The following is a 25277-nucleotide window of genomic DNA, read 5'->3' on the forward strand; positions in this document are numbered from 1 at the left end:
GCGAGGGGGGCCGCGCGCGCCTATCTTCGCCGGCATGGAGCAGCCAGGACGAGACGCCATGACAGACACACGCACCGAAACCGACACGTTCGGCCCGATCGAGGTTCCCGCGGACCGCTACTGGGGCGCGCAGGCACAACGTTCGCTGGAGAATTTCGCCATTGGCTGGGAAAAGCAGCCTTTGTCGATCGTGCGCGCGCTCGGCATCGTCAAGCGCGCCGCCGCCGAGACCAACCAGGCGCTCGGGCGCCTCGACGCCAAACGCGCCGCCGCGATCGCGGCCGCCGCGCAGGACGTGATCGACGGCCGCCTCGACGATCATTTTCCGCTTTCCGTGTGGCAGACCGGGTCCGGCACCCAGTCCAACATGAACGCCAACGAAGTGATCGCCAACCGGGCGATCGAGAGGCTCGGCGGCGCCATCGGCTCGAAGGACCCGGTTCATCCCAACGACCACGTCAATATGAGCCAGTCGTCCAACGACACCTATCCCACCGCCATGCACATCGCCTGCGCGGAGCGTATGGTGCACGGCCTCTTGCCGGCGCTCGCCCATCTGCACGATGCGCTCGACGCCAAGGCGAAAGCGTTCGCAGACATCGTCAAGATCGGCCGCACCCACACCCAGGACGCCACGCCCCTGACGCTTGGCCAGGAATTTTCCGGCTACGCCGCGCAGGTCGGCTCTGCGATCGCCCGCATCGAAACCACCCTGCCCGGCCTGATGGAACTCGCGCAGGGCGGCACGGCGGTCGGCACCGGGCTCAACGCGCCGGTCGGCTTCGCCGAAAAGATTGCCGAACGTATCGCGGCCATAACCGGCCTGCCCTTCATCACCGCGCCCAACAAGTTCGAAGCGCTCGCCGCGCACGATGCGATGGTGTTCGCGCACGGCGCGATCAACGCCGCCGCCGCCGCGCTCTACAAGATCGCCAACGACATCCGCTTTCTCGGCTCCGGCCCGCGTTCGGGGCTCGGCGAACTGGCCCTGCCGGAAAACGAGCCTGGATCCTCGATCATGCCGGGCAAGGTCAACCCGACCCAGTGCGAGGCCCTGACCCAGGTCTGCGTCCAGGTCTTCGGCAACAACGCCGCGCTGACCTTCGCCGGCAGCCAGGGCCATTTCGAGCTCAATGTCTACAACCCGGTGATGGCCTATAATTTCCTGCAATCGGTACAACTGATGGCCGATGCGGCGCGCTCCTTCACCGACCGCTGCGTCGTTGGCATCGAAGCGCGCGAGGACAATATCCAGGCCGCACTCGAACGCTCGCTGATGCTGGTCACCGCGCTCGCACCCAACATCGGCTACGACAACGCGGCGAAAATCGCCAAGAACGCGCATAAGAACGGCACCACCCTGCGCGAGGAGGCGCTGGCGACGGGACTGGTCGACGCACAGGAGTACGACCGCCTGGTGCGGCCCCGGGCGATGACGAAGCCGGGATGAGATGGATCCGTCGCCGTTATCCGTTCAACAATCGTGAACAAACAGTCTCGCGACAGACACCTTTTGCCGCAGGCGCATGACCCTATCTTCGCGCAACCAAAAAACCTCCGGAGAACACTCTTATGTCCACCAGCGTCATCCTGCTCATCGCGCGCATTCTGCTCTCGGTGATGTTCATCATGTCCGGCATGCAGAAATTCGGCGCGATCGACGGCACCGCCGGCTACATCGCCTCGGTCGGCCTGCCGGCCGGCACGCTTCTGGCCTGGCTCGCCGCCATTTTCGAAACGCTTGCCGGCATCGCCCTTCTGGTCGGCTTCCAGACCGGGCTGAGCGCGCTGGCGCTCGCCGCCTTCTGCGTCTTCACCGGCTTCGTCTTCCATTACGCGCCGGCCGACCAGATGCAGATGATCCTGTTCATGAAGAACATCACCATCGCCGGCGGCCTGCTCGCCCTTTTCGTGGCCGGCCCCGGTTCTCTGTCGGTCGATGCCCGCACCGGCAAGACCGTCACCGCGTAACCCAACGGTCGAGTTGCAGACGGCCCGGGAGCTCCCCGGGCCGTCTCAATTCCAGTCCCCGCCTATGCCGTCTCGTCGACCGCCAGGCCGAGTTCCGCGATCATGGCCTCACGCATGATGAATTTCTGCGGCTTGCCGGTAACCGTCATCGGCAGCGCGTCCTTGACCCGTACATGGCGCGGGATCTTGAAATGCGCGATCTGTCCCTGGCAGAAGGCGCGGATTTCGTCCTCGCTCGGCGCCTCTCCCGCCGCCACCACCCAGGCGCAGATCTCCTCGCCGTAGCGCGGGTCCGGCACGCCGAACACCTGAACCTCGCGCACCTTGGGATGACGGTATAAGAACTCCTCGATCTCGCGCGGATAGACGTTCTCGCCGCCGCGGATGATCATATCCTTCACCCGTCCGACAATGTTGCCATAGCCCTGCGCGTCGATCGTGGCGAGATCGCCGGTATGCATCCAGCCGTCTGCGTCGATCGCTTCGGCGGTTCGTTCCGGCTCGTCCCAATAGCCTTTCATCACCGAATAGCCGCGCGTGCATAACTCGCCCGACACTCCCACCGGCACCGTCGCGCCATCCCCGTCGACGATCTTGACCTCGACATGCGGGTGTACCCGTCCCACCGTCGAGACGCGCTTTTCCAGCGGATCGTCGACATGGCTCTGGAAGGAGACCGGGCTGGTCTCCGTCATGCCGTAGGCGATCGTCACCTCGCTCATGTTCATGTCGCGCTGCACCCGCTTCATCACCTCGACCGGACAGGGCGCGCCGGCCATGATGCCGGTTCGCAGGCTGGACAGGTCGAAGCCGGAGAAACCGGGATGGTCGAGCATGGCCACGAACATGGTCGGCACGCCGTAAAGACCCGTGCAGCGTTCGCCGGCCACCGCCGCCAGCGTCGCCTCCGGGTCGAAACCCTCGCCGGGAAAAACCATCGTCGCGCCCTTGGTCACGCAGCCCAGCGTGCCCATGACCATGCCGAAGCAATGATAAAGCGGCACCGGGATCGCCAGCCGGTCGGCCTCGGTGAAATTCATCGTCCGGGTGACGAAATGGGCGTTGTTGAGAATGTTGCGATGGCTGAGCGTCGCGCCTTTGGGCGCGCCGGTGGTGCCGCTGGTGAACTGGATGTTGATCGCGTCGTCCGGATCGAGACCGGCGCTGATCGCATCGAGCCGCGCATGCTCCTCGGCCCCGCCGAGTTCCATCACCTCCTGGAAGCCGAACATGCCGGACGAGCGCCCGTCGCCCATCCGGATGACGGTGGTCAGCACCGGCAGGCGCGCCGCCTTCAGGCCACCCGGCACGGCCTCGTCGAGTTCCGGCGCGAGCTCGCGGATCATGCCGAGATAATCGGACGATTTGAACGCGGCTGCGGTGATCAGCGCCCGGCAGCCCACCTTGTTGAGCGCGTAGTCCAGCTCGTAGAGCCGGTAGGACGGGTTGATGTTGACCAGCACGACGCCGGTGCGCGCGGTGGCGAACTGCGTCAGCAGCCATTCGCGCCGGTTGGGCGACCAGATGCCGACCCGGTCGCCGCGGCCGATGCCAAGCGCCAGCAGCCCCGCGGCAAGCCGGTCGACCTCGTCGGCAAATTCCCGCCAGGTCAGCCGGCTCCCCTCGGCGCAAAACACCGCGGCCTCGCGCGCGCCGAAACGCGCCACAGTCGCGGCAAGCCGGGCGGGGATGGTTTCCTCCAGCAGGGGCCGCGTACGATCCCCCACGACATGCGAAAGCCCGTCGACCGGCGTCAATTCCGGTTCCCGGGCCGGCTGAATGGTCATGCCTGTCCTCCCTGACGCCGCCGTCGACCTGGCGCGGGCGGCTTTCGGAGGAGTTTAGCACCCGGCGTCGCCGTCGCAATGCGCCGGCCGCGCTTCGGGACGGTGCCTAAAGCGCCCGGCCCACCTTGTCGCCGATCTCGGCCACCAGCGCCGCGTCGGCCGTCTCCCGCGCCTTCAGCGCCGTCACCAGGCACGCCTGCGATTTCAGGATGATGCCGTCGTCGAGCACGCGCAGATGATTGGCCTTCAAGGTCGAGCCGGTGGAGGTGATGTCGACGATCACGTCGGCCTGGCCGGCCGCCGGCGCGCCTTCGGTGGCGCCGAGGCTTTCCACGATCCGGTAGACCTGGATACCGTGCATCTGGGAAAAGAACTGCTGCGTGAGGCGCCAGTATTTGGTCGCGATCCTGAGCCGGCGGCCATGGCGCTGGCGGAAATCCGCCGCCACGTCGTCGAGATCGGCCATGGTGGCCACGTCGAGCCAGATATCGGGCACCGCGACCACCACATCGGCCCGCCCGAAGCCGAGCCGCGCGGCGATGGCGACCCGGGCCTGCCAGTCGGCCAGGCTCTCGCGCACCAGATCCTCGCCGGTTACGCCGAGGTCGACGGCGCCCCGGCCGAGCTCGCTGGCAATCTCCGATGCCGACAGGAAGGCGACCTCGATGTCGTCGCGGCCATCGATACGGGCACGGTAGCGGCGCGTATCTTGCGGCGCCACGACCGGCAGCCCGGCGCGCGCGAACACCGCCATCGCCTCCTCGCGCAGACGTCCCTTGGACGGCAGGGCGAGCGTGACGGTCATGACGAAGCCTCCCGCAGGGCCTCGATCCGGTCGAGCCAGACCGAAAAGCCGACGCCGGGTATCGGATTTTGCGCGCCCAGAAGCGTCAGCAGCCGGTCGTAACGGCCGCCGCCGGCAAGCGGCCGCTCGCCGCCTGCGGCCGATATCTCGAAGACGAGCCCGGTATAATAGTCGAGCGGCCGGCCGAAGGCGGCGTCGTAATGGACGCCCTCGCCTGCCAGGTTGTAACCCGCGATCGCGTCGGCGCGGGCGGCGAAACCGTCGAGCGCGGTTCCCAGCGAAATGCCGGCATCGCCCGCGAAGGCTTCGAGCGCGGCGGCCGCGTCGCCGAGCGGCGCGTGGATCGCCAGAAAGCGCTTCAGCGCCGCGAACGCCTCGGCCGACAGCCTGACGCTTCTCAGCTCGGCCTTTTCGATAAGCCGGCGGGCGATCTCGGCCGGCGTGCGCCCGAGCGCCGCCGACAGGTCGGCCTCCTCCATGCCCGCCGCGATATGCGCCGTCAGCCCGTCATGGTCGCCATCGGCGACGAAGGCGGCGACCGGCGCCGGCAGGGCGACGTTTTTCGGCGGATCGGCGAGGTCGGCAAGCGCCGCCTCGAGTTGGTCCGGCGCGCCGAAGGCGCGGGCAAGCCGCATGCGCCAGCCGCGCGGCAGGCCGAGCGCGGCGAGCACGGCCTCGAAGATCGTCTGGTCGCCGAGCGTGACCGAAAGTACATGTCCGGGCAGCGTCCGCTCAAGCAGCGCATGCGCATCGGCCAGCGAACGGGCGTCGGCGGTTGCGATGTCGGCCTCGCCCAGATCCTCGATGCCGGCCTGGAAGAACTCGCTGCCGCCCTCGCGGCGCTGGCGAAAAACCTCGCCCAGATAGGCATAGCGGCGCGGCGTGCCGGCGCGGCTTTCGATATGGTCGAGACAGACGGGAATGGTGAATTCGGGCCTGAGGCACAGCGTCTCGCCGGTTTCGCTCTCCGTCAGGTAGATGCGCCGGCGCAGATCCTCGCCGGCCATGTCCAGAAACGGCTCGGCCGGCTGCAGCATCGCCACCTCGACCATCGCCGCGCCGCGCTCGGCGAACACGGCCGAAATATCCTCGGCAAAGGGCGGACGCGCCGTCATGACCGCCCGCTGCCGGCCGCGCGCACGAAGCCCGCGCGCGAAGAGACAGAAGCCCGCATCACCGGCCGTCCCGCTCCCTGGCCTGTGCGTCGAGAATGCGCGCAACCGTGGCGACAAGCTCGGCTTCGGGCACCGAGACCTGCGCCACGCGTGCCTCGCGCCATTCCTCGTTGCTGTCGATTTCGGCCGAGAGCCGGGCGCCCTCGAGCAGGTCCTTGACCTGAACCTCGCCCCGGTCGCGCTCGTCCGCGCCCTGGATGACGGCGACCGGGCAACCGCGCCGGTCGGCATATTTGAGCTGGTTGCCGAATTTCTTCCAGTTGCCCTGATACATCTCCGCCCGGATACCGGCGGCGCGCAGCGCCTGGGTGAATTGCTGGTATTTCGCCATCGCCGCCGTGTCGCCGTCCATGACGGTGACCAGAACCGGCGGCCGCACCGGGTCCTGGCCGAGCTTGCCGAGATTCTTCAGCGCCGTGGCGAGCCGCGACACGCCGATCGAAAACCCGGTCGCCGGCACCGGCTGGCCGCGAAACCGCGACACCAGCCCGTCATAACGCCCGCCGCCGCCGACCGAGCCGAAGCGCACGATCTCGCCCTTTTCGTTGGGGATCTCGGCGGTGAGCTCGGCCTCGTAGACCGGACCGGTATAATATTCGAGCCCGCGCACGACCGAGGGGTCGATGCGAATCCGATCCGGTCCGTAGCCGGCGGCGCGGCAGAGCTCCTCGATCATGTCGAGTTCGACGGCCCCGTCGGCGAAAAGCGCGTTGTCGATAGTTCTGCCACCATCGGGAGAGACATAGGCCAGAACCAGATCAACCGCCTTCTCATCCAGCCCCGCGCCCTTGGTGAAATCGCCCTCGCCCTCGCGCCCGCCATCCCAGCGGCCGGGACCGAGCAGCAGCTTGACGCCTTCCGGTCCGAACTTGTCGAGCTTGTCGATCGCCCGCAGCACGGTCAGCCGGCGGCCGGCATTTTCCGCGCCGCCGAGCCCGATCGCCTCCATCACCCCGTCGAGCACCTTGCGGTTGTTGACGCGGATGACGTAGTCGCCGCGGGCAATGCCGAGCGCCTCCATCACGTCGGCCATCATCATCGCCATTTCGGCGTCCGCCGCCACCGAGGGCGCGCCGACCGTGTCGGCGTCGAACTGCATGAACTGGCGGAAGCGGCCCGGGCCCGGCTTTTCGTTGCGGAACACCCAGCCGGCGCGATAGGTGCGGTAGGGAAGCTGGATGTCGTTGAAATTCTCCGCCACGTGGCGCGCCAGCGGCGCGGTCAGGTCGTAGCGCAGCGACAACCACTGCTCGTCGTCGTCTTGAAAGGAAAACACGCCCTCGTTCGGCCGGTCCTGGTCGGGCAGGAACTTGCCGAGCGCGTCGGTATATTCGATCAGCGGCGTTTCCACCGGCTCCAAGCCGTAAAGCTCGTAGACTTCGCGGATCCTGCCGCACATTTCCTCAACGGCGCGGATATCGGCCGGCGAACGGTCGACGAGGCCGCGCGGCAGCCGCGCTTTCATTTTCTGGGGTTTGCCGCTCATGTCGTGCTGCGTCCAGGCGATGGAGTGAACCGTGTGGCGTGAAACGTTTCTAAAACAAAGAAACGACAGCCGGCGTGTAACCGATGCGGCAGGGAGCGGCAAGGGTCGGGACGGTCAGCCCGGCCGGGCGAACTGCTCGCGTTCAGACTCCACCACCTCCCGGCACACGCAGCCTTCGATATGGTCGTTGACCAGTCCCATCGCCTGCATGAAGGCGTAGACCGTGGTCGGGCCGACAAACGACCAGCCGCGCCGCTTCAGCTCCTTGGAGATGCGCGTCGAGGTCGCCGTCTTCGGATTGGCGACAAGCGTGGCATAGTCCACCACGGCCGGCCGCTCCTCCGCTCCCGGCTCGAACGACCAGAACCAGGCCGCGAGCGAACCGGCCTCGTCGGCCAGTTCGCGCGCCCGGCGGGCGTTGTTGATGGTGGATTCGATCTTGCCGCGGTGGCGCACGATGCCGGCATTGGTCAGCAGCCGCTCCACGTCGCGCTCGGTATAGAGCGCCAGTCGGTCGATGTGGAAATTCTCGAAGGCCTCGCGGAAATTCTCCCGCTTTCTCAGGATGGTGATCCAGGAAAGCCCGGCCTGGAATCCTTCCAGGCAGATCTTTTCGAACAGGCGCCGGTCGTCGGCGACCGGGCGGCCCCATTCATGGTCGTGATAGTGCCGATAGAACGGGTCGTTGCCGTGCCAGAAACAGCGCAGCGCCCCGTCCTCGCCCGCGATCAATCCGCTTTTCTGCTCGTCCATGCACTCGAAATCCGTTCGTTAACGCGCCCGGGGCCGGCGTTAAGCGCGCCTTTACCAGATTCCTGAACCGGCCGGTAACCACACCGGACTCTTTCCTGACAGATCGGCATTTTAACGAACCGGATTCACCATTCCGACTCTCCGCGCCGCCACAATCGCCGCTGCTTCCGGGCGTCCCCTCGTTACGCGCCCGGTCATCAGACGAAATGTGGAGAGTACGTCCGATGCGAATCCTGTCCTTGTTTGCCGGCGCCGCCGCCGTCGCCCTTCTGGTTTCGGGTGCGACGGCGGGCGAGCGCTACGGAAAACGCCCCCCGCTGACGGTCAGTCCCGATCTGAGCGCGCCCTGGGTGATGCAGTTGCAGAGAAAACCGACCCTCGACCGGTCGAACACGGCACGCCGCATCGGCAATGCCGAGGCGATCGCGCGCGCCCGCCGGACGATGGACCAGCCGCGCCCGGCTTATGTGCGGCGCGGCGGGGTCGTTTACGACCGCGGCGCGCAGGTCCGTTTCGCCGAGCCGCGCGCGACCAGCGCCCATCGCAGCCGGCCGCTGGAAACCGCCGCCGTCGCCCGGCCGGCGCGAAAGCCCGCACAGCCGCAGATGAACCCGATCTATCTGCCGCAGACGGTCGATTATGGCGGGCCGGAAAAACCCGGCACCATCGTCATCGATACCACACAGAACTTCCTCTATCTCGTCCAGCCGAACGGCAAGGCACGCCGCTACGGCGTCGGCACCGGCAAGCCGGGGTTTGAATGGGCGGGCACGCACAAGGTTACCCAGAAGCGCGAATGGCCGGACTGGCGTCCTCCGGCCGAGATGATCGCCCGCGAGCGCAAGAAGGGCCGCGTCCTGCCCGCGCATATGAAGGGCGGCCCCGCCAATCCGCTCGGCGCGCGCGCGCTCTATCTGGGCTCGACGCTCTACCGTATCCACGGCACCAACCAGCCCTGGACGATCGGCCAGGCGGTGTCCTCGGGCTGCATCCGCATGCGCAACCAGGACGTGATCGAGCTTTACGAACGCGTCGGCGTCGGCACCCAGGTCAAGGTGATCTGACACCGACATAACGAGACCCGATTTTCGCGGCGGGGGCAGTCGGTCGCAGCGCGACCGGCCACGACGCGGCGAAGGGGCGGCGTGCCGAGGGGGCGCGCCGCCCCGTTCTTTTTAAGCCCGGCGCAGCGCCTTAAACATTAGCTTTCCCTTATTCAGAATTCTGATGTAGGCAGGTCCTGGGAGATATCCGGCGACGATTCGCCGGTCGGCGCATGGCCGCGGCCACGCGCCGGAATATGGAACAGGCACGCGACGCGCCATTTCCTGACGGGCGGCGCGTGCCGCAGGGAGGGAAACCATGGACATCATCCTGTCCGTCTTCTTGCCGTTGGCGCTCGCCATCATCATGTTTTCACTCGGGCTCGGCCTCACGCTCGCCGATTTTGCGCGGGTGGCGCGCGAGCCGAAAGCGTTTGCCATTGGCGCCGTCGCGCAGCTTCTGCTGTTGCCGCTGATCGCCTACCTGACCGTGATCGGCTTCGGGATTTCGGGCGAACTGGCGGTCGGCCTGATGATCCTCTCCTTCTGCCCGGGCGGCGTGACGTCCAACATCCTGACCCGTTTCGCCAAGGGCGACCTCGCCCTGTCGATCTCGCTGACCGGCGTCATCAGCCTGGTCTCGGTGGTCACGGTACCGGTGCTCGTCGGCCTGGCGGCCGGCCATTTCCTGGGTGTCGACGCCCCGCCGGTCGACGTCACCGCGCTCGGCGTCGCCATGTTCGCCATCACCGCCGTGCCGGTGGCGATCGGCATGCTGGTCCGGCGCTTCGCCGCCCGCTTCGCCGACGCCGTCGAAACGCCGGTCTCCCACCTGGCCACGGCGCTGTTCTGCATCGTCGTCGCCGGCGCGCTGGCGTCCAACTGGACGGTATTCGTCGCCAACCTGCCGGTGCTCGGCCCCGCCGTTGTCGCCCTCAACGTGGTCATGCTTGCCATCGGCATAGCGCTGGCGCGAAGCGGCGGTCTCGACCGTGGCCGGTCGTCGGCGATCGCCATCGAGACCGGCATCCAGAACGCCACGCTCGGCATCACCGTCGGCTCGCTGATCAGCGAGCAGGCGACCGGCCTGCCGCCGTTTTCGCTGCCGTCCGGCGTCTACGGCATCACCATGTATCTGGTGTCGGTCCCGTTCGTGCTGTGGCGGCGACGGCTCGCGCCGGCCTAGAACCCGATCGCGCCTTCACCGTGGAGCGAAATGGAGCTGCGCGAGAGCTCAAATACCCTCATACTGCCGGCCGTCTGAGTTCCCGCACAGAAGTCTGGAAAGAGACTTGCCGCAGGCGATCAGCTCGGCACTGACCCGGTCGCGCACCTCCGCCTCCTGCGCGGCCAGATAGGGGATGCTCAGCGCAGCCGCGCAGGCGCCGGTTTCGTCGAAGACCGGTACGGCGATGGCGTGAATGCCGAGCGCATGTTCGCCCCGGTCGAAACCGATCCCGTCAGCGATGATGTCTTGCAGCGAGGAGGCCAGATCTGCCGGATCGGTCACGGTCGCGGGCGTCAGGCGCTCCATCGGTCCCGACAGAACGGCAGCGCGGAGTTCGGGCGAGGCATAGGCCAGCAGCACCTTGCTGGCCGCCCCCGCGTGAAGCGGAAAGCGTCGCCCGACCCTGGTACTCATAGCGTAGGGATTGTTGCCTTCCGCGACCGCCACCACCTTGGCTTCGGTCTCATCAATCACGGAGAGTTTGATATTATAGCCGGTCTTTTCCGCGAACGCTTCCATAAGGGGAAGAGCCGTTTCGCCCGGGTCCAACGGTGCGACTACATGCCGGGCCAGTCGCTTGAGACCGGGGCCGAGTTCATACCTGGTTTCGTCGATCCGATGCACGAGCGCCGCGGGTTCGAGCGAGTTCAGGATCCGATATGTGGTTGAGCGCGGCAGATTAAGCGCGGCCGACAATTCCCGGATCGTGCTGCGCGGCTCCTGAGCCAGCCGGGTCAGGATGAGGGTCGCCCTTTCCACGGCGGGAATGCGGTTTTGCGGCATGGTCGCATTCTCCTTTTCGGGACACTCGGGCACCCATCCGCCGGCTTCGCAAAACACCTAGTCATTCAGATGAGAACTGTCTAGGTCGCACGCATCAACGCCCAAGCGGCCCGACGCGTCGGGGCACGGCGGGCCATATGGGCATTGCAGCCGGGACCTTGGGCGCGAGAAACATGCGCGCAGTGTCTAGCTTCTTCTCACCAGATCCGGATTGTCCAGCTTCCACTGCTCGAACTCTCCTTCGGCTTCCGGAGCAAGCGGATAGTATCGCCGCAGATCGCCCCCCTTGGCGAGCTGGATCCGCGAGAAGTCCTCCCATTCCGCGTGCTCGTTGCCGTGGCGGATGACATCCTCAGCATAGTCGATGGGGACCGAGACCGCGCCGTCGTCGTCTGCGATGATAATGTCGCCCGGCATCACGAAGGTGCCACCACAGGCGACGGGACAATTGACGGCAAATGGCATCAGGTTGGTCTGGGTGTGGAAATTGGGGGTGGTGCCTCGCATCCAGAACCCCAGATCGGTTTCGAACGCCTTGGAGGCATCGCGAATGCACCCGTCAATGACCATGCCGATACCGCCTTTGCCGGCGAAATAGGTCAGCATCATTTCTCCAAAAATGCCGCTGCTCTCGTCTCCCCGGGCGTCCACCACGACGATGTCCCCGGGCTGGGTGTGATAGAGGACATGCCGGTGCAGTTGCTTTTCGCGATCGGCGTACTCGTCGTCACCGTAGAGGTCTTCGCGCTTGGGCATGAATTGCAGGGTGAGCGCCGGCCCCGCGATACGGCGCCCCCGCGTGAAGGGCCTGGCACCCTTGATGAACGGATCGCGGATCCCGAGCTTGTAGAGCTCGCTGCTGGCGGTTGCACTGCCAATCGCGGCAAGTGCATCGACCATGTCGCGGGGTGGGCGCTTGATGTCGGGTGTCTCCGTCATTTCGTTGTCCTATTTGAAAATTCAAGGCGCGGCTGCGGACCGTCGTGACATCGGTCGGCGACCGCGTTGCGGAATGTCGATCGGGCAGGATGTTGGAAGGCTCGGAGCGTTCGCATCGCCCCTCAGACCTCATCGCGCCGCGGCGCGGAGGCGAACGAGCGCAGCGCAAGACGCACGATGGGGCCCAGCCAGATGAGAATGACCGCAACACCGAGCACGAGACTGATCGGGCGCGAGAACAGCTCGATCGGATTGCCCTGCGCCTTGGCCATGGAAATCACGAAGTTCTCTTCCACCATCTGCCCGAGGATCAGGCCGAGAATGGCGGGAGCAATCGGGATGTCGTTTTCTTCCATGAAGAAGGCCAGAACCCCGAGGGCCAGCATGATGGCGACGTCGAACGCCGTGTTGTTGGACACGAAGGCTCCGACGATGCAAAAGACCAGCACAATCGGCATGACGACGGCGCGATCTATCTGCGTGATCCGGATCGCGCCCCGGATGACCAGCAGGCCCAGCGGGATCATCACAAGATTCGCCGCGAAAAAGATGAAAAACACCGCATACATGAGATCCGCGGAGTTCATGAAGATCAGTGGCCCGGGGGTGAGGCCCTTCATCATCAGGACGCCGATGGCGATGGCGGTTACGGAATCCCCGGGAATACCGAACACCAGTGCGGGAACCCATGTGCCGCCGATGGCTGCCGAGTTTGCCGCGCTCGCTTCGGACAGCCCGTCGAGCGATCCCTTGCCAAAATCCTGCGGGCGCTTTGAGAACCGCTTCGCGATGGCATAGGCGAACCAGGACCCCACGGCGGTGCCCGCCCCCGGCAGGATCCCGACCGTGATCCCGACTGCCGAGCCGCGCAGCAGGCCGATGGGGTTGCGGATCAGCTTCTGGACCATCGCATTGGCAACGCCCGTGACCTTGTCGGTCACGGCATGGGCCGCGCCGTCGGACGACAGCGCGAACCGGATCAGTTCAGGCAACGCAAACATGCCAACGAGTGCCGGCAAGAGCGGGATGCCGCCATACAGGTCGATCGCGCCAAAGGTGAACCGGGGCGCTCCGCCGATCGCACCGATCCCCAACGTCGAGAGCCACAGACCGATAAGCAGCGACATCGCCCCCTTGAGCGGAGATCCGGTGCTAAGCACCGCCGTGCACGACAGTCCGAGGAGCGCGAGCCAGAAATATTCGTAGGACGAGAACTTGAGACCGAACTCGGCCAGCGAGGGCGCAGCGATGGTTAGGGTCAGCGCGCCCAGAAGGCCGCCAACCGCGCTGAATCCCAGCCCCACGCCGAGTGCCTCCGCGCCCCGCCCGCGCCGGGTAAGGCTGTAGGCATCGTCGATATAGGCGGCGGACGCCGGAGTTCCGGGGATACGCATCAGGGCGGCGGGAATATCGCCCGCGAAGATGGCCATGGAGGTTGCGGTGACGATGGCGCCGATCGCCGGAAGGGGATCCATGAAGAAGGTGACCGGAACGAGCAGAGCCGCCGCCATGGTGGCGCTGAGTCCGGGAATCGCTCCCATGGTCATGCCGTAGAGGGCCGAAAGGGCGATGACTGTCACGACGTCGAGCCGCGCAACCAGCCAGAAAGCAGAAACGAGGGTTTCCATAGAAGTGGCTTTCGCTACGAAAGGGCCATGGGCATGACGCCAACCGGCAGCGTCACCGAGAAAACCCGCGTGAACAGAATATAGATCGCAATGACCGCTCCGGCGGACCAGGCCAGCGAGGACAGTGGCCGCCCTCGCCGCTCCAGCATGAAAATAAAGGCAACGATGATGCCGGTCGGAACAAAACCTAGCGGCTGAATGGCGAATACCGAGAAGATCGACAAAGCGATCAGCAATCCGGCGCTGAGAAGCGGATGCAGGCGCCAGGCCGGGGCGATCGCGGATGTCGCGGGCAAGCCGGCGCGCAACCGGGTCAGGATCAGAAGCGCGCCGACTGCCAGCATGGAGATCGCTATGAGGCGCGGGAAGAAACCAGAGCCGTAGGCGTCCATGGGCCGCGGCGGGTAGGTTGCGGCCTCGATCAGAATATATACGCCGCAAAGGCCGATCAGAGCCCCGGACACGATGTCGGGAACGCGGAAGACGGGCCGGTCGCCCTTTGGCGGTTCGCCGGTCTTGTCGTGATCCGTGGCTCTGTCGGGCATCGTTTACTGGACCAGACCGATTGCCTTGAACGTCTTGCCGGTTTCCTCGTAGGAGTTGGTCATCCACTCGCCGAATTCGTCACCGTAACGCACGACCACACCAAAACCCCGCTCACCCATCTGTTCGGCAAAACGCGGGCTTTCCAGGACGTCGGTCAGCGCATCGGTCAGAACCTGACGCACATCGTCGTCAAGTCCGGCCGGAGCGCCGATTCCGCGCCAGGTGCCGCCGGTCCATTCGACGCCGATCTGCTCTTTCACGGTGGGAACATCGGGAAAATTGGGATTGCGCTCTTCGGACAGGACCGCGATGGCCCGCACCTTGCCCGCTTCGCGCATCGGGCCGGATTCCGGCAGGCTCGTCGCGGTTGCATCAATGGCACCGGACGCCAGCTCCGTCATCGCGTCGGCGCCGCCCTTGACTGGCACCCACACGATCTTGCCCAGATCGACACCGGCCCCCAGAAGCGCGCCGGCAATCGCCGCCTGCGAGTTGCCGCCGGGAGGAGCGCCGACTTTGAACGTGCCGGCCGGTTCCGCCTTCATCGCCTCCACAAGTTCACCGAATGAGGTGAAGGGGCTGTCCGCGTTAACGTTCACGCCCGATGCATCGAAGTTGTAGAGCGCAAGGGGCGTCACGTCGTCCGGCGTGATCTCGGAAGTGCCGAGCCACTTGTATGTCCCGAGTTCGAAGGTGACGACCCCGATCGTATAGCCGTCCGCCGCCGCCTGCGTCAGCGCCGTATGGCCTACCAGCCCGATGGCGCCGGAGCGGTTCACGACATTGACCGGCTGCCCGAGTTTTTCCTCCAGAAGGCCCGCAACGACGCGACCCGTGTAGTCGGTACCGCCGCCCGCGCCGTACGGGACGATCAGGGTCAGCGGGCGGTCCGGAAACTCAGCATGGGCGACACCCAGGGTCAGCGAAAGCGCGCCAATCAAGACACCGACACCGTTCGCAACTGATTTTAAGTTCATCAATCTACTCCCCCAACTTGTTCACATTTGAATGATCAGTTTATATTAGATCAATAATGCCAACTTGTATCGTGATGTCAAGCTGGATCAGGCGCGCCATGCCGGCTGAAAACGGACGCCAGCGAAGAACGCCACGGCAAACGATCTGCGGGGATCAAAACGGATTTGCGGTAGATCGAGTTCGGTCGGTGCGGCGTTGCCGCCGGCACTCGTCTGCAAATGTGGACGCCCATCTGGACACGGCTATCCCGCCCGCGGGCTCTGCGGACCACCGTCCCGGCCGGACGCCCATACGCCCCGCGATTCACCCGAGCGAAGGAATATGCGCTCCGGCGCCTGCTGGTTCGATTCGCCCTGACGCCGCGGTCCGGACGACAAGGCCAGCAAAGGCGAAACCCACAGGGGCAAAGCCGGCGTCTTTGAAAAGGTGTTCGCCCATCCCATCGACGACGCGGCTAGGACATCGATACGATGACACAGATACGATGACTGTCGGTTCGAGCCAGCTCTGGTCAGGCGGCCGGCACGCCGGCGGGTTTCGGCCCGCCATAGGCCCAGTCGAGCAGTTCGACCGTATGCACCACCGGCAGGTCGGACCCGGCCCCAATCTGGGTCATGCAGCCAATATTGCCGGTCGCCACCAGCGCCGCGCCCGTCGCCTCGATGTTTTTCACCTTGCGCTCGCCCAGCCGGGCCGCGATCTCGGGCTGGAGGATGTTGTAGGTGCCGGCCGAGCCGCAGCACAAATGGCCCTCGCGCGGCTCCTTCACGGCAAAGCCGGCCCCGGTCAGGAGCGCCTTCGGCTCGCGGACGATCTTCTGGCCATGCTGCATCGAGCAGGCCGCATGATAGGCGACCGTCAGGCCGGGCGGGGTTGCAGGTTCGGGCAGGTCGAGGCCCGCCAGGTATTCGGTGACGTCCTTGGCAAGCGCCGACACGCGCGCCGCCTTATCCGCATAGGCCGGGTCCAGCCGCAGCATGAACCCGTAATCCTTGATCGTTGTGCCGCAGCCCGACGCGGTGATGATGATTGCGTCGAGGCCGCCTTTGTCGAGTTCGGCCGTCCAGGCATCGACATTGCGCCGGGCCGCGTCCAGCGCGTCCGCCTCGCGACCCATATGGTGCACCAGCGCGCCGCAACACCCCTCGCCGTCGGCGACCACCACCTCGATGCCGAGCCGCGTCAGAAGCCGGATCGCCGCATCGTTGATGCCGGGATCGAGCACCGGCTGCGCGCAGCCCGAAAGCAGCGCCACCCGCCCCTTGCGCAGCCCCCGCGCGCCGTGCACGCCCGGCGACACCGAGGCGGACTTTTTCGGTACGCGTGCCGGGGCGAGCGCCAGCATGGCGCCGAGCGGCTTCAACGACCCGACCCGACGGAAAAGCCCGGCGAACGGCCGGCCGAGGCCGGCCAGCGACAGCGCGGCGCGAAACCGCGCCGGATAGGGCAGCACCATGGCGAGCAGGCGTCGCGTCAGGCGATCGATCAACGGCCGGCGATAGGTCTTTTCGATATGCGCGCGGGCGTGATCGACCAGGTGCATGTAATTGACCCCGGACGGGCAGGTCGTCATGCAGGCCAGGCATGACAGGCAGCGATCGACATGGGTGACGATCTCCGTGTCGGCCGGACGGCCGTTTTCCAGCATGTCCTTGATCAGGTAGATGCGCCCGCGCGGACTGTCGAGCTCGTTGCCGAGCGTCACATAGGTCGGGCATGTCGCCGTGCAGAAGCCGCAATGCACGCATTTGCGCAAGATCGCCTCGGATTCGGCGATATGGGGATCGGCGAGCTGTTCGGGGGTGAAGGCGGTCTGCACGTCAGGTCCTGGATCGGGGAAGGAGAAAAGCAGGGGTGGGCACGGCGGGGTGCGTCTCGCCCGGCGGCGGCGATGCCGCCGATGCGCGCAGGTCCGCGACCCTTCCCCCGAGGGCCCTCAAATCAGCCAGCTTTCCGGATTGTCGATCGGCTCCTCGCGCGAGGATTTCTGCAGGCCGATGACGATGCGCACGATCGCCCACACCGCGACCGCGATCATCAAGAGGAAGCCGATGCCGATCACCGCCAGCACGACGCAGATCACGCCGTAAAGCACGCCGATCCAGAAGGTGCGGATCGCCCAGGTATAGTGCGTCTCCACCCAGCCGCCGGCCTTGCCGCGGTTCATATGGGCGAGCACGATGCCGATCAGCGCCGTCACGCCGATGGCCAGGCTGACCAGGTAAAGCACGTAGATGATCTGGATGTTGGTCTTGCCGGCCTCGAGCCAGCGATCGGTCTGGCGCGGCTCGTTCGGACTGGAATTCATGTCGCTCATCGTTTGTCTCCTCAATCTTGCGTTTCGAGGCTAACAGAACTGCCGGCGGGATACATCCGCCCCGGATTGAGAACGTTTTGCGGATCGAATTGGTTCTTCAGCCGCGCCGACAGCGCAGCCAGCGGCGCCGGTTGCGGCTGAAACACGGGCACGGACGACCGCCAGGCCGGCGCCGCCCGCACCAGGGTGGCATGGCCGCCGCCATGCGCGGCAACCAGCGCGCGCACGATATCGGCCTCGGGTTCGCTTTCCATGCGCAGCCACACCAGCCCGCCCTGCCAGTCGTAAAAGGCATCGGCCGCCGCCTGCATCCTGAGCGCCATCACCAGCGCGTGCCCGCGCGTCGGCGGCACGGAGACGCGCCAGACCGGGCGTTCGGTGCCGTCGCAAAACGGCGCCACGTCGCGGATTTCGCGCCAGAGCGTGCCCGAGGCGTGATCCTCGAGCGTCTCGATCTCACCGCCCTTGAACAGGCCCGTCAGCACGTCGCGGCGATAGGCGACCGACGGGCCGAACCCTTCCAGGCGCAGCAGCGTCGACGCCGCGCCGGCAAGCGCGCCGGCGATCACGGATCCGGTCACGCTTTCGGGCAGATGCGCGGCGCCGGACACCTCGCCGGCCGATCCCATGGCCGCGGCCATCGCCGTCGCCGCGTCGGCATCGCTCAGCCCGCGCAGGACAAGCGTGGTTTCGGTCTCGGCCGCCGGCAGCACCTTGAAGGTGGTATCGGTGACGACGGCGAGTGTGCCCCACGATCCGGCCATCGCCTTCGACAAATCGTAGCCGGTGACGTTCTTGACCACGCGCCCGCCCGATTTGAAGGCCTCGCCGCGCCCCGACACGGCATGGATGCCGAGCACGTGGTCGCGCGCCGCCCCGGCCTTGAGGCGGCGCGGGCCGGCGAGATTGCCTGCGAGTACGCCGCCGATCGTGCCGCGCCCGGCCGGCGCGCCGAACAGCGGCCCGTAATCGAGCGGTTCGAAGGCAAGTTGCTGGCGCTTTTCGGCCAGCAAGGCCTCGATCTCGGCAACCGGCGTTCCGGTCCGGGCCGACAGGACCAGTTCCTCCGGCTCGTAAAGGGTAACGCCCGACAGGCCGGAAAGGTCGAGCGTATGCTCGCTCTGCACCGGACGGCCAATGCCGCGCTTTGTGCCGTGGCCGCAAATTTCCAGCGGCGCGTCCTCGCCGACCGCCCATTGCACGGCGGCAAGCACGTCCTCGGCGCGGGAGGGGGAAAATACGGTCATCGGATCGCGTCCACCAATCGTGCATCGATTCCAGATCTTGCCAACAAGCCTACGGCCTTCCGGTCGAACGACACGAACGTTTCCCCACCCATCGACGCGCCAGCGAGCGCGATAGCGCCATCGGCGAAATCGCCACCGGCCTCGAGCAACACCAGCCCGGCGGCCACAGCCGCATCATCGACCGAAACATTGGCCCGGTCGCAAACCATCCGGATCGACCGCGCGACCTTGTTCGGCGGGATGGCATATGTCGCCAGGAGAACCCACGCGAATTCGCACAGACAGGGCAACGGGATCACAACTGTTTCCGCCGCCTCGAGCAATTCTAGCGCCCTGTCTGCCTGAGAGACGTCGTCCCGAACGACAATCCGCACCAGAATATTGGTGTCGACCGTGATCCTCACTTCGACAGTCCCGCCCAGCCCTTCGCGATTGCCTCATTCATCTCTTCGATCGTTGCGACGTTCCCGGTCTCCTCGGCCAGCATTCCATAGATATCGGCCCACGGGCCTTTCGGCCGCGCAGCCCTGATCGACAGCGCGCCATCGGGCAATTGATAAACCTCGATTTTCTGCCCCGGTGCGACACCGAGATGTTTCAACAGTTCCTTTTTCAAAGTCACTTGGCCCTTGGCGGTCACCGTAAGCATCGTCATCGCATCACCTCTCGGCCAAAGTAAGGCGAAATTGCCTTACTTTCAAGCAAGAGCCAGTGCCCGGCCCTTTGCCGGATATTTTGCGTGAGCAGCATCGCTGTCAAAACCGCGGAATGTCGGGAAACGGGATTTGGCCGCGATGGATGTGCATGCGGCCGAGTTCGGCGCAGCGCCGCAATTGCGGAAACACCTTTCCCGGATTGAGCAGATGTTGCGGGTCGAAGGCGCATTTGACACGCATCTGCTGGTCGAGATCGGTATCAGAAAACATCTCGCCCATCAGGTCGCGTTTTTCCACGCCGACGCCGTGCTCGCCGGTCAAAACGCCGCCGACCTTCACGCACAGTCGCAAAATGTCGGCGCCAAACTCCTCCGCCTTTTCCAGTTCGCCCGGATTGTTGGCGTCGTAAAGGATCAGCGGATGCAGATTGCCGTCGCCGGCGTGAAACACATTGGCAACGCCGAGCCCGTATTTCTGCGACAGCGCACGCATGCCGGCCAGCACTGTCGGCAGCGCCTTGCGCGGAATCGTGCCGTCCATGCAGTAATAGTCGGGCGAAATGCGCCCGACGGCCGGAAACGCCGCCTTGCGCCCGGCCCAGAACGACAACCGTTCCTCCTCCGAGGTCGAGATGCGGCTCGTCACGGCGCCGTTCTTGGCCGCGATCGCCTCCACCGCGCCGATCAGGTGGTCGATCTCGGGGCCCGGCCCGTCGAGCTCGACGATCAGCAGCGCCTCGACGTCGAGCGGATAACCGGCCTGGACGAAATCCTCCGCCGCGCGGATCGCCGGCCCGTCCATCATCTCCATGCCGCCCGGCACGATACCGGCGCCGATAATGTCGGCCACGCACTGCCCCGCCGCCTCGCTGGAGGAAAAACCGACCAGCATGGCGCGCGCCGCCTCCGGCTTTTTCAGGATGCGCACGGTGATCTCGGTGACGACGCCGAGCAGTCCCTCCGAGCCCGTCATCAGGCCGAGCAGGTCGTAGCCTTCCGCGTCGAGATGGCTGCCGCCGAGCCGCACCACCTCGCCCGACATCAGCACCATTTCAACGCCGAGCACATTGTTGGCCGTCAGGCCGTATTTCAGGCAGTGGACGCCGCCGGCGTTCTCCGCGACATTGCCGCCGATCGAGCAGGCGATCTGCGAGGACGGGTCGGGCGCGTAATAAAACCCGTCCTGTTCGACGGCGTGGGTGATGGCGAGATTGGTCACCCCCGGTTGCGCGATCACCGCGCGGTTGGCGTAGTCGATGTCGAGAACACGGTTGAAACGGCTCATCACCAGAAGCACCGCGTCTTCCAGAGGCAGCGCCCCGCCCGACAGCGACGTGCCGGAACCGCGCGGCACCACGCGGATGTTGCGATCGTCGCAATATTTGAGAATCCGCGCCACCTGCGCCGTGGTCTCCGGCAGCACCACGACGAGGGGAAGCTGCCGGTAGGCTGTCAGCCCGTCGGTCTCGAAGGCACGCATCTCGTTGACCGTGTCGACGACGCCCTCGCCGGGAACGATGATCCGCATGTCGGCGACGATTTCGGCGCGCCGCGCCAGCGTCGCGGCGTCCGCTTCGGGCATTACAAGGCCGGACATGGTCTCACCTCCAACTGGTCAAAAGTGTTTACCAGTTTTGCGGGGCGAGGCAAACCATCTGTCAGAATCGCGTCCGGAAATGAGTTTGTTCACAGACGGTTCATGTCCGGGCAGCTCTTGATAGCGATCCGCAGACGGAAATAGCAAGCAGCCCGGCTGGCCGAAAACCGGGCCAGGAAATTTTCACACACGGCAACGTGAACCATACATAGACCTAACCGTATTAGGATCAGACAAACAGACCATGTTGTTCCATGACAAATATTGCCGATCTTGAGATTTTTTCACGCGTGGTTTCTGCCGGAAGCCTGTCGGGAGCGGGACGTGAACTCGGCCTGTCGCCGGCTGTGGTGTCCAAAAGACTGCGCAAGCTGGAAGACCGGCTGGGCACAAGGCTCTTGCAGCGCACCACCCGCCAGGTCGCGCTGACAGAGGCCGGACAGGGTTTTTACGAGCGCGTTGTCGCGATCATTGCCGGCATCGAGGAGGCGGAGGCCTTCGTCACCCGACGCTCGACCCAGCCGCGCGGCACCTTGAAGATTTCCGCGCCCACCTCGTTCGCGCGCATGCATATCGCGCCGCATCTCGGCGCCTTCATGCGCCAAAATCCCGATTTGTCGATCAATCTCGTCCTGTCGGACGATTTCGTCGACATTGTCGGTGACGGGTTCGACCTTGCCATCCGCATCGCCGAACTGTCGGATTCCAGCCTCGTGGCGCGCCGGCTGGCTCCGGTCGAGCGCGTCCTGGTCGCCGCCCCGTCCTACCTGTCTGAACATGGGTTGCCGCAATCGATCGAAGATCTGGAACGGCATATTTGCCTGCCCCAGCACAACAACGAGGCCTGGCGGCTCGAAGGTCCGCACGGGGCGATCGTCTACCGGGCCGAAGGGCCGCTGCAGACCAATTCGAGCGAAGTGTTGCGCGAAGCGGTGATCGCCGGGATGGGTCTCGCCCTGCGCTCGACCTGGGATATCGGCGCCGAGATCGCCTCGGGCCGGCTGGTGCGCGTCATGCCCGAATACGCAGCGTCCAAGAGCGTGGCCATCCACGCCGTCTATCCCTCGCGACGCTTTCTGCCGGCCAAGGTGCGGCTATTCATCGACTATCTGGCCGAGCTTTACGGTCCCGTGCCCTATTGGGAAACCGCGCCGGCCGATGCCGAGCCCACACCGGTCGCCGCCGCGACGGTCGCACACGCGTCGAAGCCGAACGGAAGCGCCGAGCGCCCGGGCGGCACGCGGCCTTGAGCACAGGCGCCCCGCGTCCGCCCGGTCGCTGCTGCTAGTCTGCATGGTGGCGGCGGATACGCCGCACCAGCCACCAGACCGCCAGCACCACCGGCATGACGGCGATCGCGGTCGCATGCCCGGGCTTGAGCGGCAGGCCGAAATCCGCCGCGCCCTTGGCCAGATAACCGGCAAGCCCGACCACGTAATACGACACGGCCGCCACCGAGAGCCCCTCCACCGTCTGCTGCAGCCTGAGCTGCAGCTTGGCGCGCCGGTTCATCGAGCCGAGCAGATCCCTGTTCTGGCGTTCCACCTCCACGTCGACCCAGGTCCTGAGCAAGGTCGCCGCCCGCGCCAGCTTGCGCGACAGATTGGCCTGTCGTTCCTCGATCGAGCGGCAGGTGCGCATCGCCGGCGCGACCCGCCTTTGCAGGAAACCCGACCAGGTGTCGTAGCCGGGCACGGCCTCCTCGCCGAGCGCGGCCAGCCGTTCGTCCACGATGCCGTGATAGGCGCGGCTGGCGCCGAACCGGTAGAGACTGGCCGCCGCGTCCGCCTCCAGTTCGGCGGCAAGCTCTGTCAGTTCGTCCAAAAGCCCTTCGCTGTCGCGGCGTTCGCCCGAGCGCATTGCGCCGGTCAGTTGCGCCAGCCGGTCCTCGATGCGGCGAATGCGCGGTGACAGGGACTGTGCCAGCGGCAGGCCGAGCATGGCCAGCGTGCGATAGGTCTCCACATCGAGAAGCCGCTGCGCCAGCGCGCCCACCCGCGCCGAGGTCAGCCCGCCGTCGAGAAGCAGGATGCGGGTCAGGCCGTCGCCATCCTGGCAGAAATCGGTGGCGACCGCCGCCTTGCCGCCTTCCACCAGCGAATAGCACAGGCTCGCCGGGTCGAAATTTTCGATCAGCCGCTCGGCACGCGCGTCCCACGTGCGGATGTCGATCCGCACGCCCGAAATCACCGTTCCCGGCGCCGAAAAACCGTGTCCGAACGGTCCCGCGTCCTCTTCCTCGTCCCTACCGCTCGGCGGGCCTTCCCAGAAATAGGTGGAGAATTCGGTATGGCGTTCCCAGCGCAGCGTGCCGCGGCCCCATTTCATCGCATGGTGGCGGGCCTGGCGGTCCGGCGGCGCCACGCCTAGCCGTCGCGACAGCTCGGCGAGAACGGCGTGGTCGACGGTGCTGCCGCCCTCGGTCATGAAGGCAAGCTGGACGAGCCTGCGCGGCGTCTCGATCGGTGGATGCGGGCGAGCGTGAACCTCGCCGAGGGCGCCGGCCCGGCCCTCGTAGGCCGGCAAGCCCATCACATTGCCGGCAAGCACGGTCTCGGGTCGGTTTGCGGCGTGTTCGTCGTTCATCTGCGTTCCCGCCTCCCCGACGGCACCGCTACCTTAGTCTAACGATACCGCCCGTCCATGCGGCATGGCGCCTCCGCCGCAGCCGCACGATCCCGCAAAGTGGATAAAAAAATTGACCACTGCACCCGGTCTTCTTAAGACTGGGGCGATTGCCCGCTACCGGACGGTACATGTGAACGAGGTCTACACCCGAATCCAGCATGCTCGCACCGCCGACGAGGTCGTGCATCGTATCGAGGACTTGATCCTCGAGGGGGTTCTGCGCCCGGGCGACCGGCTGCCGGGCGAGCGCGATCTGTCGAGCCGGCTCGACGTCTCGCGCCCGATCCTGCGCGATGCGCTCAAGCAGCTCGAGACGCGCGGGCTGGTTGTCTCGCGCCACGGCGACGGCACGCACGTCGCCGATCTCATCGGCGAGGTGTTCACGCCGCCGGTGATGGAGCTGATCGCCACGCACGGCAAGGCGATCGCCGACTATCTGGAATATCGGCGCGAAATCGAGGGCATCGCCGCCGGATTCGCCGCCGCCCGCGCCACCGACGACGATCGCGCCATTTTATCCGACATTCTCGCACGCATGCATCAGGCGCACCGCCACGCCGATTTCGAGCAAGAGGCCATGCTCGACGTCGAGTTCCACAACACTGTCGGCGAATGCGCCCACAACATCATCCTCCTGCACACGCTGCGCTCGTGCTACCGGCTTTTGGCCGACGGGGTCTTTTTTAACCGTGGGTTGATCTATGCGCTGCCAGACGCGCGCGATAGGCTGCTTCAGCAGCATGTCGCCATCGGCGAGGCGATCCTGGCAGGCGACCCGGACCGGGCCGCACGGGCCGCGCGCGACCATATCGATTTTGTGGAGAAGGCGATGAGCGAAGCCGAACGCACCCAGAACTGGCAGAAAATCTCGCGACTGCGCACAGTGCACCGCGCGGCCGCACAAAAGCCCGCGCAGGGAGGCGAGCGTTGAGCGATTCTAGCCAAGCGCGGCCGAAGGTCGGCCTGTTCGTCACCTGTCTGGTCGATCTGTTCCGGCCCCAGATCGGCTTCGCCGCCGTCAAGCTCATCGAGGAGGCCGGCTGCGACGTCGCCGTGCCGATGGCGCAGACCTGTTGCGGCCAGCCGGCCTATAATTCCGGCGACAGCGCCGACGCGCGCGACATCGCGCAAAACACCATTCGCGCCTTCGAGGAATTCGACTATGTGGTGGCGCCGTCGGGCTCCTGCGCCGGCATGCTGAAAAAGCATTATCCGCGGCTTTTCGCCGACGACCCGGACTGGCGCGCGCGCGCCGAGGCGTTTTCGGCCCGGGTGCACGAGCTGGTAAGCTTCCTGACCGACGTCATGGGCCTCGGCGCGGTCACGGCCCGCCACACCGCCACGATCACCTATCACGATTCCTGTTCCGGCCTGCGCGAACTCGGCATCGCCGCCCAGCCGCGCGCGCTGCTCGCCTCGGTCGAGGGGCTGACGCTGAAGGAAATGCAGGATCCCGACGTGTGCTGCGGCTTCGGCGGCACGTTCTGCGTCAAATATGCCGACATCTCGAACGCCATCGTGGAGAAGAAGACGCAAACCATCGAGGCGAGCGGGGCCGACCTGCTTCTGGCCGGCGATCTCGGCTGCCTGATGAACATGGCCGGCAAGCTGAAACGACAGGGCTCGGCGATCGAGACGCGCCATGTCGCCGAAGTCCTCGCCGGCATGACGGACACCGCGCCGATCGGCGGCAAGGGTTAATCCATCCACG

24 protein-coding genes are annotated in these 25277 nt (G+C 65.9%); 7 read left to right on the top strand and 17 right to left on the bottom strand.

Going from position 1 to position 25277, the window contains the following annotated elements; genetic code table 11:
- Nucleotides 1-34 precede the first annotated feature (34 nt).
- Together fumC and ACT2B0_RS13630 are read left to right on the top strand one after the other, a co-directional pair.
- Complete coding sequence (fumC, locus tag ACT2B0_RS13625) at nucleotides 35-1450, top strand: class II fumarate hydratase (protein ID WP_473458332.1); 1416 nt, start codon at nucleotides 35-37, stop codon at nucleotides 1448-1450.
- Nucleotides 1451-1572: 122 nt separating this feature from the next.
- Nucleotides 1573-1971: a DoxX family protein gene (locus ACT2B0_RS13630; RefSeq protein ID WP_350148874.1), complete on the top strand. Its 399-nt coding sequence runs from the start codon at nucleotides 1573-1575 to the stop codon at nucleotides 1969-1971.
- Nucleotides 1972-2033: 62 nt separating this feature from the next.
- Here the strand turns inward: ACT2B0_RS13630 and ACT2B0_RS13635 are convergent, their stop codons facing one another.
- The 5 genes from ACT2B0_RS13635 to ACT2B0_RS13655 form a co-directional block, all read right to left on the bottom strand.
- Nucleotides 2034-3758, bottom strand: coding sequence for an AMP-binding protein (locus ACT2B0_RS13635; RefSeq protein WP_473458334.1), 1725 nt, complete (start codon nucleotides 3756-3758; stop codon nucleotides 2034-2036).
- A gap of 106 nt (nucleotides 3759-3864) precedes the next feature.
- On the bottom strand, nucleotides 3865-4563 hold the full coding sequence (hisG, locus tag ACT2B0_RS13640) for an ATP phosphoribosyltransferase (RefSeq protein ID WP_473458336.1): 699 nt from the start codon (nucleotides 4561-4563) through the stop codon (nucleotides 3865-3867).
- Entirely contained in the window at nucleotides 4560-5678 is a 1119-nt protein-coding gene (locus ACT2B0_RS13645) for an ATP phosphoribosyltransferase regulatory subunit (RefSeq protein WP_473458338.1), read from the bottom strand. The genes hisG and ACT2B0_RS13645 overlap by 4 nt, the downstream gene beginning before the upstream one ends.
- Before the next feature lie 58 nt (nucleotides 5679-5736).
- Nucleotides 5737-7224 (bottom strand): histidine--tRNA ligase, encoded by a 1488-nt coding sequence (hisS, locus tag ACT2B0_RS13650; RefSeq protein ID WP_473458340.1) that lies wholly within the window; start codon nucleotides 7222-7224, stop codon nucleotides 5737-5739.
- Between the two features lie 114 nt (nucleotides 7225-7338).
- Nucleotides 7339-7977, bottom strand: a complete 639-nt coding sequence (locus ACT2B0_RS13655) for a DNA-3-methyladenine glycosylase I (protein ID WP_473458342.1) — start codon at nucleotides 7975-7977, stop codon at nucleotides 7339-7341.
- A 224-nt stretch (nucleotides 7978-8201) separates the two neighbouring features.
- On the opposite strand from ACT2B0_RS13655, the gene ACT2B0_RS13660 reads away from it, so the two are divergent.
- Together ACT2B0_RS13660 and ACT2B0_RS13665 are read left to right on the top strand one after the other, a co-directional pair.
- A complete protein-coding gene (locus tag ACT2B0_RS13660; RefSeq protein WP_473458344.1) occupies nucleotides 8202-9041 on the top strand; it encodes a L,D-transpeptidase in 840 nt (279 codons plus the stop codon).
- Nucleotides 9042-9339: 298 nt separating this feature from the next.
- Nucleotides 9340-10206: a bile acid:sodium symporter family protein gene (locus ACT2B0_RS13665; RefSeq protein ID WP_473458346.1), complete on the top strand. Its 867-nt coding sequence runs from the start codon at nucleotides 9340-9342 to the stop codon at nucleotides 10204-10206.
- 48 nt (nucleotides 10207-10254) lie between these two features.
- Here the strand turns inward: ACT2B0_RS13665 and ACT2B0_RS13670 are convergent, their stop codons facing one another.
- The 11 genes from ACT2B0_RS13670 to ACT2B0_RS13720 form a co-directional block, all read right to left on the bottom strand.
- Nucleotides 10255-11031 carry an IclR family transcriptional regulator gene (locus ACT2B0_RS13670; protein WP_473458348.1) on the bottom strand — a complete coding sequence of 259 codons (777 nt, stop codon included), beginning with the start codon at nucleotides 11029-11031 and terminating at the stop codon, nucleotides 10255-10257.
- A 186-nt stretch (nucleotides 11032-11217) separates the two neighbouring features.
- The gene (locus ACT2B0_RS13675) at nucleotides 11218-11970 is read right to left on the bottom strand and encodes a ribonuclease activity regulator RraA (protein ID WP_348488430.1); all 753 of its coding nucleotides are present in this window, start codon (nucleotides 11968-11970) and stop codon (nucleotides 11218-11220) included.
- 122 nt (nucleotides 11971-12092) lie between these two features.
- Nucleotides 12093-13598: a tripartite tricarboxylate transporter permease gene (locus ACT2B0_RS13680; RefSeq protein ID WP_473458350.1), complete on the bottom strand. Its 1506-nt coding sequence runs from the start codon at nucleotides 13596-13598 to the stop codon at nucleotides 12093-12095.
- A gap of 14 nt (nucleotides 13599-13612) precedes the next feature.
- Nucleotides 13613-14062: a tripartite tricarboxylate transporter TctB family protein gene (locus tag ACT2B0_RS13685; protein WP_473458352.1), complete on the bottom strand. Its 450-nt coding sequence runs from the start codon at nucleotides 14060-14062 to the stop codon at nucleotides 13613-13615.
- Nucleotides 14063-14146: 84 nt separating this feature from the next.
- Nucleotides 14147-15121, bottom strand: coding sequence for a Bug family tripartite tricarboxylate transporter substrate binding protein (locus ACT2B0_RS13690; protein WP_473458354.1), 975 nt, complete (start codon nucleotides 15119-15121; stop codon nucleotides 14147-14149).
- Nucleotides 15122-15633: 512 nt separating this feature from the next.
- Nucleotides 15634-16941: a glycolate oxidase subunit GlcF gene (glcF, locus tag ACT2B0_RS13695; protein WP_473458356.1), complete on the bottom strand. Its 1308-nt coding sequence runs from the start codon at nucleotides 16939-16941 to the stop codon at nucleotides 15634-15636.
- Between the two features lie 117 nt (nucleotides 16942-17058).
- Nucleotides 17059-17439, bottom strand: coding sequence for a DUF4870 family protein (locus tag ACT2B0_RS13700; RefSeq protein WP_473458358.1), 381 nt, complete (start codon nucleotides 17437-17439; stop codon nucleotides 17059-17061).
- An 11-nt stretch (nucleotides 17440-17450) separates the two neighbouring features.
- The gene (gene glcE / locus ACT2B0_RS13705) at nucleotides 17451-18686 is read right to left on the bottom strand and encodes a glycolate oxidase subunit GlcE (protein ID WP_473458360.1); all 1236 of its coding nucleotides are present in this window, start codon (nucleotides 18684-18686) and stop codon (nucleotides 17451-17453) included.
- Nucleotides 18683-19090: a type II toxin-antitoxin system VapC family toxin gene (locus ACT2B0_RS13710; protein ID WP_473458362.1), complete on the bottom strand. Its 408-nt coding sequence runs from the start codon at nucleotides 19088-19090 to the stop codon at nucleotides 18683-18685. The genes glcE and ACT2B0_RS13710 overlap by 4 nt, the downstream gene beginning before the upstream one ends.
- The gene (locus ACT2B0_RS13715; protein ID WP_106570706.1) at nucleotides 19087-19341 is read right to left on the bottom strand and encodes an AbrB/MazE/SpoVT family DNA-binding domain-containing protein; all 255 of its coding nucleotides are present in this window, start codon (nucleotides 19339-19341) and stop codon (nucleotides 19087-19089) included. The genes ACT2B0_RS13710 and ACT2B0_RS13715 overlap by 4 nt, the downstream gene beginning before the upstream one ends.
- A gap of 100 nt (nucleotides 19342-19441) precedes the next feature.
- Entirely contained in the window at nucleotides 19442-20938 is a 1497-nt protein-coding gene (locus ACT2B0_RS13720) for an FAD-linked oxidase C-terminal domain-containing protein (RefSeq protein WP_473458364.1), read from the bottom strand.
- Between the two features lie 254 nt (nucleotides 20939-21192).
- Here ACT2B0_RS13720 and ACT2B0_RS13725 point away from each other — a divergent pair, with 254 nt between their 5' ends.
- Nucleotides 21193-22188: a LysR family transcriptional regulator gene (locus ACT2B0_RS13725; RefSeq protein ID WP_473458366.1), complete on the top strand. Its 996-nt coding sequence runs from the start codon at nucleotides 21193-21195 to the stop codon at nucleotides 22186-22188.
- A gap of 34 nt (nucleotides 22189-22222) precedes the next feature.
- Here the strand turns inward: ACT2B0_RS13725 and ACT2B0_RS13730 are convergent, their stop codons facing one another.
- Nucleotides 22223-23524: a DUF3422 family protein gene (locus tag ACT2B0_RS13730; protein WP_473458368.1), complete on the bottom strand. Its 1302-nt coding sequence runs from the start codon at nucleotides 23522-23524 to the stop codon at nucleotides 22223-22225.
- 172 nt (nucleotides 23525-23696) lie between these two features.
- Between ACT2B0_RS13730 and ACT2B0_RS13735 the strand changes: the two genes are divergently transcribed.
- A complete protein-coding gene (locus ACT2B0_RS13735) occupies nucleotides 23697-24497 on the top strand; it encodes a FadR/GntR family transcriptional regulator (RefSeq protein ID WP_473458369.1) in 801 nt (266 codons plus the stop codon).
- Complete coding sequence (locus ACT2B0_RS13740) at nucleotides 24494-25267, top strand: (Fe-S)-binding protein (RefSeq protein ID WP_473458371.1); 774 nt, start codon at nucleotides 24494-24496, stop codon at nucleotides 25265-25267. The genes ACT2B0_RS13735 and ACT2B0_RS13740 overlap by 4 nt, the downstream gene beginning before the upstream one ends.
- The last annotated feature ends 10 nt before the right edge of the window (nucleotides 25268-25277 follow it).

This window comes from Nitratireductor sp. J20-h4 (assembly GCF_056780505.1).

What these genes read in the sequence shown, in the direction of transcription:
- fumC (WP_473458332.1), top strand. Translation starts at nt 35, where the DNA reads ATGGAGCAGCCAGGACGAGACGCCATGACAGACACACGCACCGAAACC.
- ACT2B0_RS13630 (WP_350148874.1), top strand. Translation starts at nt 1,573, where the DNA reads ATGTCCACCAGCGTCATCCTGCTCATCGCGCGCATTCTGCTCTCGGTG.
- ACT2B0_RS13635 (WP_473458334.1), bottom strand. Translation starts at nt 3,758, where the DNA reads ATGACCATTCAGCCGGCCCGGGAACCGGAATTGACGCCGGTCGACGGG.
- hisG (WP_473458336.1), bottom strand. Translation starts at nt 4,563, where the DNA reads ATGACCGTCACGCTCGCCCTGCCGTCCAAGGGACGTCTGCGCGAGGAG.
- ACT2B0_RS13645 (WP_473458338.1), bottom strand. Translation starts at nt 5,678, where the DNA reads ATGACGGCGCGTCCGCCCTTTGCCGAGGATATTTCGGCCGTGTTCGCC.
- hisS (WP_473458340.1), bottom strand. Translation starts at nt 7,224, where the DNA reads ATGAGCGGCAAACCCCAGAAAATGAAAGCGCGGCTGCCGCGCGGCCTC.
- ACT2B0_RS13655 (WP_473458342.1), bottom strand. Translation starts at nt 7,977, where the DNA reads ATGGACGAGCAGAAAAGCGGATTGATCGCGGGCGAGGACGGGGCGCTG.
- ACT2B0_RS13660 (WP_473458344.1), top strand. Translation starts at nt 8,202, where the DNA reads ATGCGAATCCTGTCCTTGTTTGCCGGCGCCGCCGCCGTCGCCCTTCTG.
- ACT2B0_RS13665 (WP_473458346.1), top strand. Translation starts at nt 9,340, where the DNA reads ATGGACATCATCCTGTCCGTCTTCTTGCCGTTGGCGCTCGCCATCATC.
- ACT2B0_RS13670 (WP_473458348.1), bottom strand. Translation starts at nt 11,031, where the DNA reads ATGCCGCAAAACCGCATTCCCGCCGTGGAAAGGGCGACCCTCATCCTG.
- ACT2B0_RS13675 (WP_348488430.1), bottom strand. Translation starts at nt 11,970, where the DNA reads ATGACGGAGACACCCGACATCAAGCGCCCACCCCGCGACATGGTCGAT.
- ACT2B0_RS13680 (WP_473458350.1), bottom strand. Translation starts at nt 13,598, where the DNA reads ATGGAAACCCTCGTTTCTGCTTTCTGGCTGGTTGCGCGGCTCGACGTC.
- ACT2B0_RS13690 (WP_473458354.1), bottom strand. Translation starts at nt 15,121, where the DNA reads ATGAACTTAAAATCAGTTGCGAACGGTGTCGGTGTCTTGATTGGCGCG.
- ACT2B0_RS13700 (WP_473458358.1), bottom strand. Translation starts at nt 17,439, where the DNA reads ATGAGCGACATGAATTCCAGTCCGAACGAGCCGCGCCAGACCGATCGC.
- glcE (WP_473458360.1), bottom strand. Translation starts at nt 18,686, where the DNA reads ATGACCGTATTTTCCCCCTCCCGCGCCGAGGACGTGCTTGCCGCCGTG.
- ACT2B0_RS13715 (WP_106570706.1), bottom strand. Translation starts at nt 19,341, where the DNA reads ATGACGATGCTTACGGTGACCGCCAAGGGCCAAGTGACTTTGAAAAAG.
- ACT2B0_RS13720 (WP_473458364.1), bottom strand. Translation starts at nt 20,938, where the DNA reads ATGTCCGGCCTTGTAATGCCCGAAGCGGACGCCGCGACGCTGGCGCGG.
- ACT2B0_RS13725 (WP_473458366.1), top strand. Translation starts at nt 21,193, where the DNA reads ATGACAAATATTGCCGATCTTGAGATTTTTTCACGCGTGGTTTCTGCC.
- ACT2B0_RS13730 (WP_473458368.1), bottom strand. Translation starts at nt 23,524, where the DNA reads ATGAACGACGAACACGCCGCAAACCGACCCGAGACCGTGCTTGCCGGC.